At 63.3% G+C, this 19,362-nt stretch carries 18 protein-coding genes; 8 read left to right on the forward strand and 10 right to left on the reverse strand.

Features of this window, described 5'->3' with window-relative positions:
• Positions 1-11: 11 nt before the first annotated feature.
• Positions 12-1,781 carry an acyl-CoA dehydrogenase gene (locus A9K65_RS27760; protein WP_064995128.1) on the reverse strand — a complete coding sequence of 590 codons (1,770 nt, stop codon included), beginning with the start codon at positions 1,779-1,781 and terminating at the stop codon, positions 12-14.
• 216 nt (positions 1,782-1,997) lie between these two features.
• Between A9K65_RS27760 and A9K65_RS27765 the strand changes: the two genes are divergently transcribed.
• Both A9K65_RS27765 and A9K65_RS27770 read left to right on the forward strand, forming a co-directional pair.
• On the forward strand, positions 1,998-2,216 hold the full coding sequence (locus A9K65_RS27765) for a hypothetical protein (RefSeq protein ID WP_013532811.1): 219 nt from the start codon (positions 1,998-2,000) through the stop codon (positions 2,214-2,216).
• Positions 2,217-2,459: 243 nt separating this feature from the next.
• Complete coding sequence (locus A9K65_RS27770; RefSeq protein WP_032809930.1) at positions 2,460-3,569, forward strand: glycoside hydrolase family 25 protein; 1,110 nt, start codon at positions 2,460-2,462, stop codon at positions 3,567-3,569.
• A 13-nt stretch (positions 3,570-3,582) separates the two neighbouring features.
• Here A9K65_RS27770 and purD read toward each other — a convergent pair whose 3' ends face one another.
• A complete protein-coding gene (gene purD / locus A9K65_RS27775) occupies positions 3,583-4,860 on the reverse strand; it encodes a phosphoribosylamine--glycine ligase (protein ID WP_064995127.1) in 1,278 nt (425 codons plus the stop codon).
• A 278-nt stretch (positions 4,861-5,138) separates the two neighbouring features.
• The gene (locus A9K65_RS27780; RefSeq protein WP_064995126.1) at positions 5,139-5,954 is read right to left on the reverse strand and encodes a phytanoyl-CoA dioxygenase family protein; all 816 of its coding nucleotides are present in this window, start codon (positions 5,952-5,954) and stop codon (positions 5,139-5,141) included.
• Positions 5,955-6,043: 89 nt separating this feature from the next.
• Between A9K65_RS27780 and A9K65_RS27785 the strand changes: the two genes are divergently transcribed.
• Both A9K65_RS27785 and ubiA read left to right on the forward strand, forming a co-directional pair.
• The gene (locus A9K65_RS27785) at positions 6,044-6,955 is read left to right on the forward strand and encodes a LysR family transcriptional regulator (RefSeq protein ID WP_064995125.1); all 912 of its coding nucleotides are present in this window, start codon (positions 6,044-6,046) and stop codon (positions 6,953-6,955) included.
• Between the two features lie 68 nt (positions 6,956-7,023).
• Positions 7,024-8,007, forward strand: coding sequence for a 4-hydroxybenzoate octaprenyltransferase (gene ubiA, locus A9K65_RS27790; protein ID WP_064995195.1), 984 nt, complete (start codon positions 7,024-7,026; stop codon positions 8,005-8,007).
• A 167-nt stretch (positions 8,008-8,174) separates the two neighbouring features.
• Here the strand turns inward: ubiA and A9K65_RS27795 are convergent, their stop codons facing one another.
• The 3 genes from A9K65_RS27795 to A9K65_RS27805 all read right to left on the reverse strand — a co-directional run bounded on the left by A9K65_RS27795 (position 8,175) and on the right by A9K65_RS27805 (position 11,341).
• On the reverse strand, positions 8,175-8,741 hold the full coding sequence (locus tag A9K65_RS27795) for a DUF6101 family protein (protein ID WP_024502652.1): 567 nt from the start codon (positions 8,739-8,741) through the stop codon (positions 8,175-8,177).
• 186 nt (positions 8,742-8,927) lie between these two features.
• Positions 8,928-10,358 (reverse strand): FAD-binding oxidoreductase, encoded by a 1,431-nt coding sequence (locus tag A9K65_RS27800; protein WP_064995124.1) that lies wholly within the window; start codon positions 10,356-10,358, stop codon positions 8,928-8,930.
• 8 nt (positions 10,359-10,366) lie between these two features.
• The gene (locus A9K65_RS27805) at positions 10,367-11,341 is read right to left on the reverse strand and encodes an L-threonylcarbamoyladenylate synthase (protein WP_064995123.1); all 975 of its coding nucleotides are present in this window, start codon (positions 11,339-11,341) and stop codon (positions 10,367-10,369) included.
• A 192-nt stretch (positions 11,342-11,533) separates the two neighbouring features.
• Here A9K65_RS27805 and A9K65_RS27810 point away from each other — a divergent pair, with 192 nt between their 5' ends.
• Both A9K65_RS27810 and A9K65_RS27815 read left to right on the forward strand, forming a co-directional pair.
• A complete protein-coding gene (locus A9K65_RS27810; RefSeq protein WP_064995122.1) occupies positions 11,534-12,019 on the forward strand; it encodes a hypothetical protein in 486 nt (161 codons plus the stop codon).
• Between the two features lie 135 nt (positions 12,020-12,154).
• Positions 12,155-12,544, forward strand: coding sequence for a hypothetical protein (locus A9K65_RS27815; protein ID WP_024502648.1), 390 nt, complete (start codon positions 12,155-12,157; stop codon positions 12,542-12,544).
• A gap of 105 nt (positions 12,545-12,649) precedes the next feature.
• On the opposite strand, the gene A9K65_RS27820 is transcribed toward A9K65_RS27815, so the two are convergent.
• Positions 12,650-12,937, reverse strand: a complete 288-nt coding sequence (locus A9K65_RS27820) for a hypothetical protein (protein ID WP_024502647.1) — start codon at positions 12,935-12,937, stop codon at positions 12,650-12,652.
• A gap of 109 nt (positions 12,938-13,046) precedes the next feature.
• Positions 13,047-15,353, reverse strand: a complete 2,307-nt coding sequence (gene glyS / locus A9K65_RS27825) for a glycine--tRNA ligase subunit beta (protein WP_064995121.1) — start codon at positions 15,351-15,353, stop codon at positions 13,047-13,049.
• Between the two features lie 88 nt (positions 15,354-15,441).
• On the opposite strand from glyS, the gene A9K65_RS35360 reads away from it, so the two are divergent.
• Positions 15,442-15,756: a hypothetical protein gene (locus tag A9K65_RS35360; protein WP_157678568.1), complete on the forward strand. Its 315-nt coding sequence runs from the start codon at positions 15,442-15,444 to the stop codon at positions 15,754-15,756.
• Positions 15,757-15,759: 3 nt separating this feature from the next.
• Here A9K65_RS35360 and A9K65_RS27830 read toward each other — a convergent pair whose 3' ends face one another.
• Positions 15,760-16,680, reverse strand: a complete 921-nt coding sequence (locus A9K65_RS27830) for a glycine--tRNA ligase subunit alpha (protein WP_174800366.1) — start codon at positions 16,678-16,680, stop codon at positions 15,760-15,762.
• 218 nt (positions 16,681-16,898) lie between these two features.
• Between A9K65_RS27830 and A9K65_RS27835 the strand changes: the two genes are divergently transcribed.
• On the forward strand, positions 16,899-17,360 hold the full coding sequence (locus A9K65_RS27835; protein ID WP_024502644.1) for a GNAT family N-acetyltransferase: 462 nt from the start codon (positions 16,899-16,901) through the stop codon (positions 17,358-17,360).
• 81 nt (positions 17,361-17,441) lie between these two features.
• On the opposite strand, the gene A9K65_RS27840 is transcribed toward A9K65_RS27835, so the two are convergent.
• A complete protein-coding gene (locus tag A9K65_RS27840) occupies positions 17,442-19,217 on the reverse strand; it encodes a tetratricopeptide repeat protein (RefSeq protein ID WP_064995118.1) in 1,776 nt (591 codons plus the stop codon).
• Positions 19,218-19,362: the final 145 nt, after the last annotated feature.

Raw genomic sequence — 19,362 nt, forward strand, 5'->3', positions numbered from 1 at the left:
CCTTGTGAACGTCAGGCGGAAATCAGCGTTTTTCCGGCAGCGGCGAGGCTTTCGGCGCCATCGATGACGCGCGCCCGCAAAGCGCTGACCTCGCCGAGCAGGTTTTCGGCGAAGAAGCGGCAAAGGGGAATACGGCCTTGATCGGCAAGAGCGCCGCGCGCCAGATAGGCGCCGCCGGCGGCAAGCGAGATCAGCCTGAGATAGGGCGTCGCGCCCGCCAGCGCCTCGTCCGCCCGGCCTTCGGCCGCCAGTTTCTGCAGGAAGCGGGTCGCTTCGCCGAGATCGCCAAGTGCCGCGTCGAGAGCGTCGGCGGTGCGGCCGAAACCCTGCAGGTTCGAGGTCCGCACCGCTGCGGCCATATCAGCCAGTTCAGCGATATAACCATGCACATGGTCGCCGCCGCCGAGCGGCAGCTTGCGCATCACCAGATCGATCGCCTGAATGCCGTTGGTGCCCTCGTAGATCGGTGCGATGCGCGCGTCGCGATAAAAGGCGGCCGCTCCCGTCTCCTCGATGAAGCCCATGCCGCCATGAACCTGGAGGCCAAGTGAGGCAATCTCGACGCCGATATCGGTCGAGAACGCCTTTGCCAGCGGCGTCAGCAGATTGGCGCGGTCGCGCCAGTGGGCCGCCTCGTCACCGGCGGAGACACGGGCCATGTCGATGGCGTGGGCACAGGAATAGCTGATGGCGCGCGCGGTTTGGGTCAGCGCCTTCATGGTCAGCAGGTTACGCTGGACATCGGGGTGATGGACGATCGGCGCCATACCCGTGCCAGTGTAGCTCGCTGCCTTGCCCTGCCGGCGCTCATTGGCATAGGCGATCGCCTTCTGCGTCGCGGCTTCCGCGACCGCTACCCCCTGCATGCCGACACAAAGCCGCGCATTGTTCATCATCGTGAACATGCAGGCGAGGCCCTTGTTCTCCTCGCCGATCAACCAGCCGATAGCGCCGGGCTTGGTGCCCTGGAAACCATCGCCATAGATCATGGTGCAGGTCGGCGAGGCATGGATGCCGAGCTTATGTTCAAGTCCGGAACAAAAGACGTCGTTGCGGGCGCCGAGCGCGCCATCGTCGCCGACCAGGAATTTCGGCACAAGGAACAGCGATATGCCGCGCGTGCCGGAGGGCGCATCGGGCAGCCGCGCCAGCACCAGATGGATGATGTTGTCGGTGAAGTCGTGCTCGCCATAGGTGATGAAGATTTTCTGGCCGAAGATGCGGTAGCTGCCGTCACCCACCGGCTCCGCGCGGGCGCGCAAGGCGGCGAGGTCCGAACCGGCTTGCGGCTCGGTCAGGTTCATCGTGCCCATCCACTCGCCGGAGACGAGCTTTTCGAGATACTTTGCCTTGAGGTCTGTGGAGGCGTGTTTGTCGAGCGCTTCGACAGCGCCCATGGTCAGCGTCGGGCCGATGCCGAAGGCCATCGCGGCGGAGTTCCACATTTCGAGCGCGGCAACGCCAAGCATGGTCGGCAGCGCCTGGCCGCCATATTCCTCAGGCCCGGAGAGCGCATTCCAGCCGCCATCGATCCAGCGGCGATAGAGTTCCTTCCAGCCGGGCGGTGTGGTGACGGCAGCGTCCTTCAGCACGGCACCTTGCCGATCGCCGATCGTGTAGAGCGGTGCGACCTCTTCAGTGGCGAAGCGGCCGGCCTCGCCAAGAACGGCATCGACCAGGTCATCGCCGAGATCGCCGAACCTGCCGGCATCGAGCGCCGATTTCATGCCGGCGACGTGCTTGAGCGTGAAGGCGATATCCTCGACCGGTGCCCTATACATGCCGCCCACTCCTCCTGATTGCATCGGCCTGCCCAACCCTAGAACCGGTGCCGCTGCAAAACCACCCGCCGTATCAGCGGTCTCCCATCTTCTTTTTACGTAAACGTCAAATTTTGTCACGCGGATTTTGCAATCGCGGCGGCGCGTATTAAGTTCAACCCATGCCGGATCAAGTCGACCGGCGATGCAATCAGAACCAGCCAACCGGAACAGCCCATGCTTGCCAGACCCGACGCCTATCGCTGCATCGAATGCGGCCTGCCCTATCGAGCGGAGGGGTTCTGCTACCATGGCGGCAGACTGGACCACGGGGCCGCCTACTGGTCGGATCGCGGCATATTATGCTCGCCGCAATGCTCACTCGCCCACCACCGCAAACGCGCCGCCGAGGGCACGCTACGGCAAGAGCCGGCTCCGGACCCGTTTGAATTCTAGCAGATGCGTCGCCAGCTTTTCTGAAGTCAGCCCCGAAAGTACTTCCTTAACCATAGCCGTTCAGGATTTGTCTTTGATCAACGGGGATTCCCTGTTTTGAAAAGGACGGCGCGTCTCCTTCGCCGCTTGAAGAGTGTCGTGCCGACGCCCTTCAAGCCATTGTTTCCTCCGCATGTCGTTGCCCCAAAACCGCTGCACACTTTTGGGCGACATGCGCTGGCGCTTCTCGCCTTGGCGGCGACGATGGCGCTGTCCACGGCGGCAAAGGCTTCGGATTTTTCCGAACCCTGGAAGAACGCCGACCGCGCTTTGGTGGTCGATGCCTACGAATACAATTCCATCGGTTGGGCCCAACTCGCCACCGACAAGCGGGTCGTCGGCTTCATCAACAAGGCCTCCGACGGCATGCCGCCGCCCTATTTCTGCCTGGGCAACGACATTGAGGTGAAGCTTTGCAAGGCGCTGTGGAAACGCCATGCGGTGACGCGCGAACTGTTCCAGACGCGCCGGGTGGTGGCCAAGGCACTCGGCCTGAAATGGGGCGCCTATCACCTTGCCCGCCCGGGCAATCCGGTCGAACAGGCCAACAATTTCCTCGATTTCGCCGAGCCTGCGCCCGACGATCTCATGGCTCTCGACATTGAGGGCAATGATCCCTCGCAATGGATGTCGCTCGACGATGCCGAGGAGTTCGTCCGCCAGGTGCATCGGCGCATCGGCCGTTTCCCGGTGCTGTACACCAACGGCAAGACCGCCCAGTACATTGCCGACAACAGCTACCGATACCGGCTCCTGTCGCGGCTGCCGCTCTGGTATGCCCGCTATAAGTCCGACATCGACGTGCATTTTCCGATGGGCAACTGGCAAGGCTACGCACTGTGGCAGTTTTCGGCGCAAGCCAATTGCGGCCGTTTCCGCTGCCCTTACAGGGTTGCCGGCACGCCTAACGACATAGACGTGAATGTCGCGCCGACCGACGCCGCCACGCTGCGCGCGCAATGGCCGTTCGGCGGGCTTATCGACGTGCCGCCGGACTATCTCGCCTCCATACCGCTACCGGTTTCACGCGAGGCCGGCCTCGCCGGCAATGTCACCATCACCTATGCGTCTGTGGCCGCGCCGCCGACTTTCGAGGACATGGTCGCAGCGTTGGGCACACGCTGGTCCCGTTTCCGCGACGGCTTCCGCATGCCGGTCGTGAAGACGGTGCCCCGGAGACCGAGTTTCGGCATTGTACAATATGTCGCCTGGAAGCGGACCGAGCGGCGTTCGCCCGCACAACTCGACGCTGCCTTTGCCGCTGCCGATCCGCTCAGCACCGCTTCCACCGAACTCGATCGCGGCCAGCGGTAAGCCAACGCGGACTTCAGTTTCCCTGTTCGCGCGCCACCGCCTGCCAGCCGATATCGCGGCGGCAGAAACCGTCCGGCCAGTCGATGCGGTCGAGCGCGGCATAGGCTCGTTTCTGCGCCTCGCCGACCGTGGCGCCTGATGCCGTCACGTTGAGGACGCGGCCGCCATTGGCAACCAGCGCGCCGCCATTGATGGCGGTGCCGGCATGGAACACCTGGACGCCGTCGCTTGCCGCGTCTTCGACGCCGCGGATGACCGAGCCCTTTTCCGGCGTGCCGGGATAGCCTCTCGCCGCCATCACCACGGTCAATGCCGCCTCGTCGCGCCAGCGCACCGAGGTATGTGCCAGCTGGCCGTCGGTTGCCGCGTTGAGCAGGACCAGCAGATCATCCTTCAGCCGCATCATCAGCACCTGGCATTCCGGATCGCCGAAGCGGGTGTTGTATTCGATCAGCTTCGGCCCCTTGTCGGTGATCATCAGCCCGGCAAACAGCACGCCGGAGAAAGGCGCGCCCAGTTCGGCCATGCCGCGCATGGTCGGCTCGATGATCTCACGCATGGTGCGCTCGACCAGTTCCGGCGTCATCACCGGTGCCGGCGAATAGGCCCCCATGCCGCCAGTGTTCGGACCGGTGTCGCCGTCGCCGACGCGCTTGTGATCCTGCGCGGTGCCGAAGGGCAGTGCGGTGGTACCGTCGCAGAGGCAGAAGAAGCTCGCCTCCTCGCCGGTCATGAATTCCTCGACCACAACTTCCGCGCCGGCGGCGCCGAGGGAACCATCGAAGCAGGCATCGAGTGCTGCCTGTGCTTCACTGAGCGTCATGGCGACGGTGACGCCCTTGCCGGCAGCGAGCCCGTCGGCCTTGATGACGATCGGCGCCCCGGTCTTTTCGACATAAGCTTTGGCCGAGGCCAGGTCACTGAAACGGCCATAGGCGGCGGTCGGGATGTTGTAGCGGGCGCAGAGGTCTTTGGTGAAACCTTTCGAGCCTTCCAGCTGTGCCGCTGCCTTGGAGGGACCGAAGACGCGGATATTTTCGGCGCGCAGATCGTCGGCAATGCCGGCGACCAGCGGGCCTTCCGGACCGACCACGACGAGGTCGATTTTTTTCTCCCGGCAGAATGCGGTAACCGCGGCGTGATCGGCGATGTCGGGCTTGACCAGTTCGGCCTCGCCGCCAATGCCCGGATTGCCGGGGGCGGCATAAAGCTTCGTCAGCAGCGGCGACGCGGCGATCTTCCAGGCGAGCGCATGTTCGCGGCCGCCGGAGCCCAGAAGAAGAACGTTCATGGCCACCTCTTGATGCCGAAATTCTGCTCTGGCGGCCATCTGATGGCGTTTTCTGCGCTTCCCGTTCTACTGCGTGCAGTAGAACTGAGCTCACGGACCAAATGTCCGCTCCGCTGCGGTTCTCGAAACCACCACCATATGACTCGCCAGAGCGAATTTCGAAACAGTCTCTTGGAGACCCGCTATTGCTCTCCGGGCGACGGGTCAAGGCATCAGGGTGTTTAGATCGCAATTGCGCACGGGAACGTTATCCCCGCCGCCAATTTTCTGGCGATTCGCTAGGCGGAGAAAACCACCGGAAACCAGTCCTCGCGCAGCCTCTCGCCCGGCTGCATGCCATGGCCGTGATAGGGCGGCGAGGTACGGCCCGGCCGCTCGACATAGCGCGCATCGTCACCGACCCAGCGCAGCGACAGCGCCCGACGCCGCGCCGCGGTCATATTGCCACGCGCGCCATGCGCGGTCCTGAAGTCGAACAGGATGGCGTCGCCCGGCTCCATTTCCCATTCGAGCACCTTCATCGAAGGGTCCTTGTCGGGATCGGGCACCGGCAGATAGTCGCCCTCGCCGGCACAGAAATTGCTATCGTCGAGCCAGCGCACCGGCAGGATCATCTTGTCCCATTTGTGCGAGCCGGCGATCAGCCGCAGCGTCGCCTCTTTCACCGGGTCGATGGGTATCCAGAAGCTCACCGTCTGTTGGCCATCGACGAAATAGTAGGGGATGTCCTGATGCCAGGGCGTCGGCTTCTGCGTGCCGGGTTCCTTCACCAGCACGTGATCATGGAAGAACTGCGCGGTGCGCGACTGCATCACCGCCGCCGCCAGTTCGGCGGCGGGTGAGTCCCGTACCAGGCTGACGAATTCGGGGATGCGCTCCCAGTTGCAGTAGTCATCGAAGAAACTACCGCGACCGTTGGCTATGTCGGATGCGGTGGCGCTGCGGTTCTGCATGTTGCGTTCGATGCCGGCGGCAATCGTGTCGACCCAGCCCTTGAAGGCGCCGCGAATGCAAACAGCGCCGTCACGCTGATAGTCGGCAATCGTGGACGCGCCGATCCTGGTGGCGTCGAGGGTGGCAGTCCGGGAAGCCATGGCGTTCTCCTCTTGGAATAAAGCCACTATCGCAACAGCTATTCATTCGGTAAAATAATAACTTTCGATCTGACATATAGAGTGCCTCTATGAGTGTGACTCTCACGCAGCTGCGCTATCTGGTTGCCGTGGCGCGTCACGGCAGCGTCACCGGCGCGGCAAAGATGCTGAACGTCTCTCAGCCTTCGATTTCGGTGGCGATCGACGCGGTTGAAAAGAATTTCGGCCAGAAACTGTTCGTCCGCCAGCGGGGAAGCGGCGTGTCGCCGACATCGTTCGGCCGCGCCGTCGTGGCCAAGGCAAGGCAGGTTCTCACCGAAACGGAGGAACTCATCGGCCTGGGTTCAAGCAAATCGGCTGTCGGCGGTGAGTTGGTGCTGGGATGCTTTGAGGATCTGGCGCCTTTCTTCGCGCCGGCTTTGATCCGCGCCTTCTCCGAAAACTATCCGGCCGTCAAAATCGTCGTTCGCGACGAGACGTTCGAGACGCTGGGACGACGGCTGGGTGACGCGGCCATCGATCTTGGCCTGACCTATGATCTCAGCTTGCCGACGCATTTCGCCCGCCTCCTGCTGCGTGAACTTCGCCCGCACGCCCTGTTGCCGGCAGGCCATGCCCTGGCGGATCGCCCGTCGGTCAGCCTTGCCGATCTGGCTGCCTATCCGCTGATCACCACCGACCAGCCGCACAGCTGGCAGCATATGCTCGACCTGTTCCGCAGCCGCGGCCTTTCGCCTGTGGCCGATACGACGACAAGCTCGTTCGAACTGCAACGGAGCATGGTCGCCAACGGCTTCGGCGTTGCGGTCAGCTACACCCGCCCGCATGGCGACCGCAGCTATGACGGGCTGCCGCTCATCTGCAAGCCGCTGTCCGATCCGCTGCCCATGCAGCGGATCCTGCTCACCTATGACACGCATCAGCGTGTGTCGAATGCAGCGCTGGCCTTCGTCGAGGTGGCCAAGGACTGGTTCGCCACCCGCGACATCTTTGCCTCGTGAAAGGCTGACGGGCGCCGCGTCTCCGCTTGCCGCTTGACGGTTTCCGCCGCTGCTGCCACTCCATGGGCATGGAAACCATCCAGTCGAAAGCGGCCCAGGGCCGTGTCGCCGATGCGCCGAACGGCCATTGGGTCTACCGCGTGCTGCCGCGCTCGATATGGCCCTATGCGCAGCTTGCGCGGTGGGACAGGCCGATAGGCTGGCAACTGCTGCTGTGGCCGTGCTGGTGGTCGGCGGCCTTGGCGGCGAGCGCCTATCCGCGTCCGGGCGACCCGCTGCTCTCGCTGCTGCCGGCGCCTTTGTATCTGGTTCTTTTCCTGGTCGGGGCCATCGCCATGCGCGGCGCCGGCTGCACCTACAACGACCTCGTCGACGAGGACATTGACAACCAGGTGGAGCGCACGCGCTCGCGACCGCTGCCGTCAGGCAAGGCGACGCGCCGGCGGGCATGGCTGTTTCTCGTCCTGCAGGCCCTGGTCGGCCTCGTCGTGCTCATCCAGTTCAACAGCTTTGCCGTCCTGCTCGGCATCTGCTCACTGGCGGTCATAGCCATTTACCCGTTCATGAAGCGGATAACCAACTGGCCCCAACTTGTGCTCGGCCTTGCTTTTTCCTGGGGCGCGCTGATGGGATGGGCGGTCGAGTTCGGCGATCTCGATGGGCCTGCTGTCATGCTCTATATCGGCTCGATCCTGTGGGTGATCGGCTACGACACGATCTACGCGCACCAGGACAAGGAAGATGACGCCATTGTCGGCGTGCGCTCGACGGCACGCCTGTTCGGCGACAACACCAAGGCCTGGCTGGCCGGACTTTATGGCGGCGCGCTGATCTGCTTCGCCATCGCCTTCGCGTCGGCGCAGGCGCCGGTGGTGGCGCTGGCCGGGCTGATCGCCGCCGGCGCCCATATGGCGCGGCAGATCGCCGTGTTGGACATCGACAATCCGGACCAATGCCTGCGCCTGTTCAGGTCGAACAACCAGGTCGGCTGGCTGATCTTCCTCGGCCTGATCGGCGGCGCTGTGTGGGTGGCTCTGAAGCCGCTGGTTTAGCGTGCTTTTTCCCTTCTCCCCTTGTGGGAGAAGGTGGATTGGCGCGCAGCGCCAAGACGGTTGAGGGGTGCTGGACGGAGTGCCGGCGTTGCCAAGCTGGAACACCCCTCATCCGACCGAGCTTCGCTCGGCCACCTTCTCCCACAGGGGGAGAAGGAAGATCCATCCTAATCCCTCGAAATAATCTCCTGGCCGTCGATGACCAGCCTGAGACCGAGGTCGCCAGCTCTGCGGCGAGCGAGGAAACGCGGGCGGCGCGTGTTCGAAATCCGCCCCTTGCGCCGATCCTGCGGCGGCAGCGTCTTGATGGCGGCGCCGAGCGATTCTTCCAGGGTGCGGGCAACGCCGTCCGATTCGATGAGCAGCATCGGCAGGCGGTAAGCGTCGGCCCAGGCGCGCCAGTCGGCTGCGACATCGTCGAGATCGTCGGCCACCAGCAGCGGCACCGACAGCATCGGGTCGTTGTGCAGGAGTTCCAGGGTCACCGTGACATTGCCGTCCGGATCCTCCATGGCGCGGGCGGCAACGCCGCGGAACGCATTGGAAGGCAGAACGATGATCGCGGGCAGGCCGCTCATCTCGAGCAAGCGGCGGATCACGGCGCCGCGCTGGTCGATGGTGAAGGTTACATCGCCGTAGTCGTCGCGAGTCGCGTAGCTCACCACTTGCGGCAGGCGGAATGGGTCGAGACGCATGTTGCGTCCCGCCCAGACTGGCTTCAGTCCGGTGTTCATAGAGTGGCCTTCCTGTCTGTCTCCTGAGAGCCGGTGTCCGGTTCTCTCCGGGCCGGTTTTTCCGGCCTCGTTTGTATGGAGACAGTAGCGCGGGCTCCTTACCGCCCCGCTTAAGAAAGTCGGTTAAATTTTGCTGATCTCAGGGATGGTTATCGGAATCCCACCAGCCACAAGATGTCGAAAGGATCAGATAACCTTACCCGGATTCATGATGCCGGCCGGATCGAAAGCGGCCTTCACCCTTCGCATCAGATCGATCGCCATCGGCGGCGCGGTGGCGATCAGTTCGTCGCGCTTCAACTGGCCGATGCCATGCTCGGCCGAGATCGAACCGTGCAGGCTGCGCACCACATCGTGCACCGCCTTGTTCATGGGGTGATAGAGAGCGAGGAACGCCTCATCGTCGCCGTCGACGGGCCGGGAAATGTTGTAGTGGAGATTGCCGTCGCCCATATGGCCGAAGCAGACCACGCGCGCGCCGGCGCTCACCGACGCCACCGCGCCGGCGGCTTCTTCGATGAAACGCGGGATCGAGGCAATAGGCACCGAAATGTCGTGCTTGATCGAGGCGCCCTCCGGTTTCTGCGCCTCGGGCAGCAACTCACGGAAATTCCAGAAGGCATCGCCCTGCGCGAGACTCGCGGCAATGACGGCGTCGCCGACGAATTCCTGTTCGAGGCCAGCCGACAGCACATCCTCGATCAACGCTCTCGAATCTTCCGACGAACGGCCTGATGAAATCTGCATCAGCACGTACCACGGCCAGTCCTCGATCAGCGGCCGCACCACACCCTGGGCATGCGCCAGGGTGAAATCATATGGCCGCCTGCCGATCAGTTCGAAAGCGGTGAGTGCTGCCCCGGCACGGTCCATGGCCAGGCCGAACAGCGAAAGTGCCGCCTCGGGCGACGACAGGCCGACGAAGGCGACTTCGCGCCCCTTCGGTTTCGGGAACAGTTTCAGCACGGCGGCGGTGATGACGCCGAGCGTGCCTTCGGCCCCGACGAACAGGTTTTTCAGATCGTAGCCGGTGTTGTCCTTCTTCAGCTTGCGCAGGTCGTCGAACACCTCGCCGGTCGGCAGCACCACCTCGACACCGAGGCAAAGTTCACGCGCATTGCCGTAGGCAAGCACGCCGGTGCCGCCGGCATTGGAGGAAAGATTGCCGCCGATCTGGCAGGAGCCTTGCGCGGCCAGCGACAGCGGGAACAGCCGGTCGGCGGCGTCGGCTGCCTCCTGCAGCGTCTGCAGGATGACACCGGCCTCGACCGTCACCGTGTTGGACAGGACATCGATCTCGCGGATGCGGTTCAACCGCGACAGCGACAGGACGATTTCGCGCCCGGACCTGTCCGGCACCTGCGCGCCGACCAGCCCGGTGTTGCCGCTTTGCGGCACGATCGGCGTTCCCGTCTCGGTCGCCAGCCGCATGATCCGGCTGACCTCGCCGACGCTGCCCGGCCGCAGCACCAGCGACGTCGCGCCGTGCCAGAGCCCACGTCGCTCAATGAGGTAGGGCGCGATGTCCTGCTGATCACGCAGCGCATATCTGTCGCCGACGATCGCAGCGAAGCGATCGATGAGGGCGGGATCGAGTTTCTCTGTGATTTCGATCATGGGGGAAACTATGTTGCGGGTTGCGTGATGTCACGAGGGGCGGCTGCACGCGATAGCCGATCGTTGATCGCTTCGCCGAGCCCGTCGCAAGGAATAGGCTCGACGGCGATGGTGCGCGCGCCGCTGCGGTCGAGTGCCTGCATACAGGCGAACAGATTGCTCGCCGCTTCGCGCAGGTCACCGGTTTCGGACAAATTGAGGAAGGCTTCGGCGCGGTGCCAGCCTTGTGCCCTCTGGCCGCCGAAGCCGAGCAAAGCCTCGCCCTCGCCGACCGTGCCGGCATTGAGCCGCATCGCGGCACCTGGCGCATAGTGCGAGGCAAGCATGCCCGGCGCCTCGATACTGGCGGTGCCGCCGCGCAACAATTCTATGCCGATGGCCGCCTCGATCTCCTCGGCGGCGATGCCGCCGGGCCTCAGCAGCCGCATTCTTTCCCCCTCGGCCTTGAGAATCGTCGATTCCAGCCCGACCGGGGTTGCGCCGCCATCGACCACCAGCTTTATCCGCGCACCGAGATCGGCTGCCACCGCTTGCGCGGTCGTTGCGCTGATCCTGCCGGATGAATTGGCGCTGGGCGCGGCAAGCGGGCGGCCGAGCCTGGCGATCAGATCGCCGCCAAAGCCCCTCGGCATGCGCAAGGCGATTGTATCGAGCCCGGCGGTGACCAATGGATGGATGCCGTTGCCGGGCCGTTGCGGCAGCACCAGCGTCAGCGGACCGGGCCAGAACGCCAGCGCCAGTTTCCTGGACAGCGGATCGAACAGCGCGAGGCGCTCGGCCATCGCCATGTCGGCGACATGGGCGATCAGCGGGTTGAAGCGCGGCCGCCCCTTGGCTTCGAAGATGCGCGCGACGCCGATGCCGTTGGTCGCGTCGCCGGCCAGCCCGTAGACGGTTTCCGTCGGGATGGCGACGACATCGCCCTCCCTGAGCAGCGCCAGCGCCCGCTCCAGCGCCTCGCCCGAGCCAAGTATTTCAGCCACTCTCGTCACCTCACAGATGCGGGGTGCGTAGTACGATGGCGGCCATTGGGCAAGTCGGCTGTTGGGTAACCGTTTGTTGGCGAGCAGGAGCATTGGCGATTTATCAATCCCTAAAATGCTATGTTTCCACGAAAGCCGGCATCAATTCCGGCCTGCTATCGAACAGCTTCTGGGCAAAGGGGAGCGACATCAGTGTCTGCGCGTATCCTGCTGGGTATCATTCTTGCTGTTGCGGCCGGCGACGCCCAGGCATCATCCCTGGTTTTTCCAGGCACGCCATCCTCCACACCATCGATCGTCAGGATCGGCGCTCCCAACCAGCCTGGAACCGTCGATGCGGTCAACACCAGCGATGCGCGGTCGGTGATGGCAGTAGGGGAAGCGCCGCCCGACGTCACCGATGAAAAGGTAGCGGCGATCCCGGACAAGCCCGCGACCGGACACGGCTTCCAGCCAGGCCCGATGGTCATCCGTGGCGGCGTTACCGGTCCCGATTTCCCGGCACCCGCGCCAACCGCTGCACCAGCGACCGGTGCCGCGCCGGCCGCTGGCACCGCGCCGGCAACGGCCACCGCTTCCGCTGCCCCCTCCGGGAACGCCGAGAACCAACCCGCCCCGCCGAGCGCTCCGGCCCCGGCAGCAGGGCAGCGCATGCCTCCCAACGGCTACACCAAGTAGCCTCGGCTCAAAGACAGCCGACATCGATGGCGTGACTTGACGGCGATCTGGCGCCCGGCGCACCATTGCCAGGCAGTCCCCGTTCCAGGCATTTCTGGCAGACGGGATTTCATCACTAGGGGTAAAGGGGGGTCCATGAGAAAATCTGGAATCGTAACCGGAGCAGGCCTATTGCTGGCGTCACTGCTTGGCGTCGTCGCGGCTCATGCCGACGACATGCTGGGATCCTATGTCGCGCGCATTTCCGATCGCGACCATCAGGCGAGTGACGGCTATGCGCTGGACAATGCCGCGCAGATGGTGCGGCAGGACCGCGCCAACTGGCATAAATTCCACCGCCGTGACAGCGACGACGAGGCTGATGGCTGGTTCAGGACCAACGACCAGCGCGCCGACCTGCAGCGCATGCTGGAACGCGGCGGCGCGATGAGTTCCTCGACCAAGCGCGCCATCGTCAATGGCGAACCGCTGATCCAGGTCGATGTCTACGAAAACAGCGTGCGCGTCAGCATTCTCGAGAACTGACGGGCCGTCGCCGGGGCGGCTGACAGTCGGCTTCGGGGACGGCTGATAGGAAAAGGCGGCGCCTCGGCGCCGCCTTGCCATCGATAGACTCGGCGGCCGAAAAGATCAGGCCGCTTCTTCCTTGTCGTCGTCGTCTTCGGACTCGTCGCCTTCAGCCTTCACGCTGTCCTCGGCGTCGTCTTCGTCCTCGTCTTCATCTTCGTCGTCATCCGAGAGCGTGGCAGCTTCGGTGGACTCTTCGCCTTCTTCATCGTCGCCGTCTTCGTCGTCATCAGACAGGTCAGCGGCTTCGATCGCTGCGGCGGCGGCATGATCGAGAATGGTTTCGGAAGCGGATTCAAGCGCCTCGGCGGGAGTTTCTTCTGTCACTTCGATTTCGTGATCGGAATTCATGGAAGCCTCCGTGGGGTTGGGGAACATGTCCCTTTTGCCACGGAGAGATCATCGCCATATGACTGTAAGCCGGCTCGAACGGCCGGTAGCAGAGAATATTTTCTTCGCCTTAACCTGCGATCCTGGAGAAATCCGCGACCTGACCGGTGGCCGCGCGGATGCGGGCGAGCAGCGCCAGGCGGTTGGCACGCACCGCCTGATCCTCATCGTTTACAAGAACATGCTCAAAGAATGAATCAACCGGCTCGCGCAACACGCTAAGCGCCAGCAAGGCGCCGGAAAAATCATCGTTTTGAATCGCTTCGCCGGCTTGCTTCTCAGCCTGGTTCACCGCCGCAAACAGCGATTTCTCGGTATCCGCGCGAAACAGCGCCGGCTCAACGGTTTCGGCGACCGCCGTTTTCTTTTTCTCCTCGGCAGCCAGAATGTTGGCCGCGCGCTTGGTGCCGGCGAGCAGGTTCTTGCCGTCCTCGGTGCCGAGGAAGGAGCCGAGCGCTTCGACGCGGCGCACGATCTGCAAGAGGTCGTCGGACTGTGGCGTGATGACGGCATCGATCAGATCGTGTCGGGCGCCCTGATCGCGGAGATAGACTTTCAGGCGATCGTGGAAGAAGGCGAGAAGGTCAAGGCTCAAGCGCCACGCCATCTCAGGTGTCTCTTCCGCAAAGGCCTCTTTTCCCGACTGTCCTACAAGCCGGTCATAGACTTCGGCTCTGTCGGTTGTCGTGGCGAGGCCAGCCAACGCTAGTCGATCCGCAGCCTCAAGATATGGCCGTGATCCCTCACGTTGAAATTTCATGTATGCCGCCAGTATCGGCGACATCATCGAACGGAGAAGTGAAACATTCGCCCCATTCTCAACCAACAGCCTTATTACCCCCAGCGCCGCTCTCCGCAGCGCATAAGGATCCTTTGATCCGGTCGGCTTTTCGTCGATGGCCCAAAAGCCAACCAGAGTGTCGAGCTTGTCGGCGAGCGCCACGGCCACAGAAACCGGATCGGTCGGAATGCGGTCGGACGGGCCCTGAGGCTTGTAGTGTTCCTCTATGGCTGCCCCGACCGAAGCATGCTCGCCCTGCAGCAATGCATACTTGCAACCTATGACCCCTTGCAACTCGGGGAACTCGCCAACGACTTCAGTGGTGAGATCGGCCTTAGCCAGCACTGCAGCGCGTCGTGCCAGCGCGGGGTCGGCGCCGACAATAGGCGCTAGCTCTTCGGCCAGTTCTTTCACCCGCTCCACCCGTTCGCCCTGCGTGCCGAGCTTGGCGTGGAAAGTCACGCCGAGATGGTCGAGGCGGGCCATGCGCTGGTCGAGAGGCTTCTTGAGATCAAGCCCGAATTTTTCCGCCGATGCCTCGAGCTCGCGCAGGTCGGGCAAATCGCCCTGGTCGGTCGTCCAGAAATAAAGCGCGTCGGACAGGCGGGCGCGCACCACCTTGCCGTTGCCGTGGGCGATCTCCTTGCCGCCATCCCTGGCTTCGATGTTGGCGGTGAGGATGAAGCGGTTGGAAAGCGCGTCGTCGACACCCTGCGGCCGCGTCACAAAGCACTTCTGGTTGGCGCGGATGGTCAGTCGGATCACTTCGGCTGGAATGACCAGGAATGCCTCCTCGAACTCGCCCATCAGCACGACCGGCCATTCGACCAGTCCGGACACCTCCTCCAGCAACCCTTCGTCCTCGACCAGATCAAGCCCGTTGGCGAAGGCGAGATTGCGGGCATCGGCAAGGATGATCTCCTTGCGCCGGTCGGCATCGAGCACGACCTTGGCCGCTTCCAGCTTGGAAACATAGTCGTCGAAGCGGCGCACCGTGATGGCATCAGGCGCATGGAAGCGGTGGCCATAGGTGATGTTGCCGGAGCGGATGCCGTCGATCTCGAAATCGACCACGACAGGCTCCTCGGTCTCCGGGCCGAAGGTGCACAGGATCGATTGCAGCGGGCGCACCCAGCGCAATGAACCGGGCTTGGCCGAGGCCGGCCCCCAGCGCATCGATTTCGGCCACGGGAAATTGCGGATGATATCAGGCACCAGGTCCGCGATGATCTGTTCGGCCGCCCTGCCCGGCTTCGAAATGTGGGCGACATAAAAATCGCCCTTCTTCGGATCGGAATGGACATGCGCCTCGGCGATCGAGGAAAGTCCGGCCTTGCGCAGGAAGCCCTGGACCGCCTGTTCGGGCGCCGATGTCGAAGGCCCCTTGATCTCTTCGTTTATATCCTTCGAGCGCGCGGTGAGACCCCTGATGTCGAGGGTCAGCCGCCGCGGCGTCCAGTACTCGCGCGCCGCCTCATAGGTCAGCCCCGCCTCGACCAGGCTGTCGGTCAGCATCTTCCTGAGATCGCCAGCCGCCTTGCGCTGCATGCGGGCGGGAATCTCTTCCGAGCGGAGTTCTAGAAGCAGGTCGGGCATGGATGGGGCTCACGCGGCAAAATGGTCCGGGCGGGGGCATAGCAACTCGGCTGGCCGCTGTCACCCTTTCCGCACGGGGATCGCCGATTTGCGCCCGTTTCCAGAAATTTTGGCCATCCTGTCGGGACGAGACCGCGCCACCCGTCCTTGGATCAAAGATTTCCATGAACCGAACGCAGCGCTGAAGCGACCCACGCTCAGGCAGGAAACTATTGGCTCAAAGACCATGAAAACGGCATCCAGACTTCTGCAGATCCTCGCACTCGGCGCCTGCTTCACCGCGCAGGCTCACGGTGCCTTCTCGATGCCGGGCGTTCGACAGGCATTGCGCACAATCGACGGTGCCAGCAGCCAGAACATATTGCCGATCAAAGCTTCCTTCGAGATGACGAAGCGGGCCTGAGACTCAGGCCGCCAGGCCACCCGCCTGCGTCTTCAAAAAAGCCTCACCGCAGGCCTTCGCCAGATTGCGCACCCGCAGGATGTAGCTCTGTCGTTCGGTGACCGAAATCACGCCGCGCGCGTCAAGCAGGTTGAAGACATGGCTGGCCTTGATGCACTGATCATAGGCCGGGAAAACCATGCGGTGCATCGGCAGATTGTCGTTCGATGCCGGCGCGCCGGCGTCGAGCAGCGCCTTGCATTCGGCCTCGGCGTCCTCGAAGTGGCGCAGAAGCATCGCCGTGTTGGCGTGTTCGAAATTGTGGCGCGAATATTCCTGCTCGGCCTGCAGGAAGACATCGCCATAGGTGACCTTGTCGGCGCCTTCTCGGCCGTTGAAATTGAGGTCGTAGACATTGTCGACGCCCTGCACATACATGGCCAGCCGCTCCAGCCCGTAGGTGAGTTCGCCGGCCACCGGCGCGCATTCGATGCCGCAGACCTGCTGGAAGTAGGTGAACTGCGAGACTTCCATGCCGTCGCACCAGCATTCCCAGCCGAGACCCCAGGCGCCCAGCGTCGGGCTTTCCCAATCGTCCTCGACGAAGCGGATGTCGTGCAGCAGCGGATCGACGCCGATCGCTGCCAGCGAGCCGAGATAGAGTTCCTGCAAGTTGGGCGGGTTCGGCTTCAGGATCACCTGGTACTGGTAATAATGCTGCAGCCGGTTCGGGTTCTCGCCATAACGCCCGTCCTTGGGGCGGCGCGAGGGCTGGACATAGGCAGCGTTCCAGCGTTTTGGGCCGAGCGCGCGCAGCGTCGTTGCCGGATGAAAGGTGCCGGCGCCGACTTCCATGTCGTAGGGTTGCAGGATGACGCAGCCGTAGGCCGCCCAATAGTTGTGCAAGGTCAGGATCAGCCCCTGGAACGAGCGGCTGGGATGCATATGGGCGGGGAATTCAATTGTCACGGGTGGCCTCGACAGCACAGGCTAGCTTGCCGGCACGTCCTAGAGACACGGCGGCGAAGCGTCAAGCAAAGCACGACGATGCGGTCGCGCCGACATTATGGACAATGTTGAAAGCTTTGCAGGGGCTGGCCCATTGCCCATCTCTCGGGCCTGCGCTCTGTTCGCCTGTGCAGCAACGACAACAGGTTCCAGCCATGCCCAGCCCGATCGTCATCCGCCCCGTTGCGCGACAGGATTTCGAGCAATGGCTGCCGCTGTGGGACGGCTACAATGCATTTTATGGCCGCTCGGGCGAAACGGCCCTGCCGGGTGAGATTACCCAGATGACATGGTCGCGTTTCTTCGATGCCTATGAGCCGGTCCACGCGCTGGTGGCCGAAAGCGAGGGACGGCTTCTCGGCCTCGTGCATTATCTCTTCCATCGCAGCACCACGGCGATCGCGCCCAATTGCTATCTGCAGGACCTTTTCACCACGCAGGCATCGCGTGGCAAAGGCATCGGACGGGCGCTGATCGAGGGCGTCTACGAGCGTGCCCAGGCGGCCGGCTCAGGCCGGGTATACTGGCTGACGCATGAGACCAATCACACGGCGATGAAGCTTTACGACAAGGTCGCCGAACACTCCGGCTTTGTCGTCTATCGCAAGCTCTTCTGAGGCAGCCAGCCGAATACGCGGTTCAAACGAAAACGGGACCCTGAAAAGAGCCCCGTTTGCGTTGAATTCAAATGGCTGACTTCATCCCTTCGGGGCGGGCACCGGCTCCGGCTTGACCTTCGGGGTCTCCTGCGCCGTGTTGGATTCGATCGGCGGCAGGCCCTTCATCAGCTTCTGCTGCAAGTTGGCCAGCACATCGGGATCCGGCTTCAGGTCGCGAGCCTGGTTCCACTGGAAGGTGGCTTCCAGCTTGCGGCCGACGCGCCAGTAGGCATCGCCGAGGTGGTCGTTGAGAACCGGATCTTCCGGCTTCAGCGACACGGCGCGTTCCATTTCGCGCACCGCGTCATCGAACCTGCCGAGGCGGAAATAAGCCCAACCCAGCGAATCGACGATGTAGCCGTCGCTCGGCCTGAGGTCGACGGCCTTCTGGATCATCGCCAGCCCTTCCTTGAGATTCATGTTCATGTCGACCCAGGAATAGCCGAGATAATTCAGCACCTGCGGCTGGTCGGGGAACAGTTCCAGCGCCTTGCGGAAGTTCGGCTCGGCCTTGGGCCATTCCTTCAGGCGCTCATAGGCGATGCCGCGCTGGTAGAAGATGTTCCAGTTGGCTGCGGTCGGCGTCTTCAGCGCCTCGACAGCCTTGTCGTAGAGTGTGGCGGCCGAACGGAAATCCTCCTTCGAGGAATAGACGCCACCGAGCGCCAGATAGGCGCGCATGTCATTGGGATGGGCGTCGACGAAAGCCTTCAGATGAGTGATCGCTTCTTCGTGACGGTCGAGATCGGCAAGGTTGAGGCCGAGCTGCAGGTCCGAAAGCTCCTTCAGCGGCGAACCGGCGGGGATCCGGCGATAGAGCGCGATGGCGCCTTCGCCGTCCTTCAATTGCTCGGACACGGCAGCGAGTTGCACAAGGGCAGCGTCGCTATCAGGCTTCAAAGCAAGCGCATATTGCAGATAGAGGCGAACGAACGGCTCGCCGCCGCCACGGTTGAGCGCGGTGGCGAGGTCGAGCAGGATTTCGGAGGCGCCATCGGATGGGCCGGCCACCAGGGGCGCAATCTTGTCGCCTTTTGCAATTCGGTCGCGCAAGGCGACGATTTCCAGCTTGCCAGGCGAAAACGCCTCGGCCTGCTCGAGCACCGACAGCGCCTTGGTCTTGTCGCCCTTGCGGGCCAGGAACGAGGCGTAGGCCTGGGCATTGCGCATCCAGGTTTCGGGAGCGGCACCACCGGCGGCGGTATCCTGCATGGTCGCGGCGTAGATGGCCTCGGCCTTTTCGGGCATGCCGGATGCATCCGCGATCAGGGCGCGGTGGAACGACTTGAACAGGCCGAACCAATCCGGCCCCTGCAGCTTGTCGATGGAGGCCATCGCATCGGCAGGCTCGCCGGCGCCTTGCTGCGCCCAGCCGGACATCACCCCGGAGATCAGCCGGTCGAGATCGGATTCCAGCGACAGCTTGAGCCAGTACTGCGCCTTGGTGAAATCCTTCTTGTGGAAGGAATCGACGGCGAGCGCCAGCCGAGAGAAACGCTCGACGTCAGGCACTTCCTTGAGCTTGTCGGCATAGACCAGGGATTCGTCGAAGCGCCCTTGCGCGATCAGCGACAGCATCAGGCTCTGCTGCAGGCCGGTGTCGCTCGGGTCGAAGGCCAATGCTTGCTTGTAGTAGGCGATGGCGCTGTCGAGGTCGTTGTCGCCTTCGGCGATCCGGGCTGCCAGATAGGCGCCCGAAAACGACGTGATCTTGACCGGTTCGGTGGTTTGCTTGGCATAGGCCGGCAAAGCCGAGATCGCCATGCCTGTCACAATTGCCAGCCTTGTCAGCCAGCGCGCACGTCCTTGCCGCATCGTATCCCTTTCAGCCAGGCGCCATCTCCGCGTCAGCGGGATCGGCGTAGACTCGATCTTTCCAGGCAAAGCATGGCCTTTTTGGGGTCGCGCTTCAATCCGCCTCGAATTCACAATCCGGGCACCCGATTAACAAATCATGGCG

This window comes from Mesorhizobium sp. WSM1497 (assembly GCF_001672455.2).
GTDB classification, from domain to species: domain Bacteria; phylum Pseudomonadota; class Alphaproteobacteria; order Rhizobiales; family Rhizobiaceae; genus Mesorhizobium; species Mesorhizobium ciceri.

Coding starts and splice junctions, on each gene's coding strand:
- A9K65_RS27820 (WP_024502647.1), bottom strand. CDS start 12,937: ATGAATTCCGATCACGAAATCGAAGTGACAGAAGAAACTCCCGCCGAG.
- ubiA (WP_064995195.1), top strand. CDS start 7,024: ATGGAAACCATCCAGTCGAAAGCGGCCCAGGGCCGTGTCGCCGATGCG.
- A9K65_RS27785 (WP_064995125.1), top strand. CDS start 6,044: ATGAGTGTGACTCTCACGCAGCTGCGCTATCTGGTTGCCGTGGCGCGT.
- A9K65_RS27760 (WP_064995128.1), bottom strand. CDS start 1,781: ATGTATAGGGCACCGGTCGAGGATATCGCCTTCACGCTCAAGCACGTC.
- A9K65_RS27815 (WP_024502648.1), top strand. CDS start 12,155: ATGAGAAAATCTGGAATCGTAACCGGAGCAGGCCTATTGCTGGCGTCA.
- A9K65_RS27770 (WP_032809930.1), top strand. CDS start 2,460: ATGGCGCTGTCCACGGCGGCAAAGGCTTCGGATTTTTCCGAACCCTGG.
- purD (WP_064995127.1), bottom strand. CDS start 4,860: ATGAACGTTCTTCTTCTGGGCTCCGGCGGCCGCGAACATGCGCTCGCC.
- A9K65_RS27835 (WP_024502644.1), top strand. CDS start 16,899: ATGCCCAGCCCGATCGTCATCCGCCCCGTTGCGCGACAGGATTTCGAG.
- A9K65_RS27795 (WP_024502652.1), bottom strand. CDS start 8,741: ATGAACACCGGACTGAAGCCAGTCTGGGCGGGACGCAACATGCGTCTC.
- A9K65_RS27780 (WP_064995126.1), bottom strand. CDS start 5,954: ATGGCTTCCCGGACTGCCACCCTCGACGCCACCAGGATCGGCGCGTCC.
- A9K65_RS27840 (WP_064995118.1), bottom strand. CDS start 19,217: ATGCGGCAAGGACGTGCGCGCTGGCTGACAAGGCTGGCAATTGTGACA.
- glyS (WP_064995121.1), bottom strand. CDS start 15,353: ATGCCCGACCTGCTTCTAGAACTCCGCTCGGAAGAGATTCCCGCCCGC.
- A9K65_RS27800 (WP_064995124.1), bottom strand. CDS start 10,358: ATGATCGAAATCACAGAGAAACTCGATCCCGCCCTCATCGATCGCTTC.
- A9K65_RS27830 (WP_174800366.1), bottom strand. CDS start 16,680: ATGCATCCCAGCCGCTCGTTCCAGGGGCTGATCCTGACCTTGCACAAC.
- A9K65_RS27765 (WP_013532811.1), top strand. CDS start 1,998: ATGCTTGCCAGACCCGACGCCTATCGCTGCATCGAATGCGGCCTGCCC.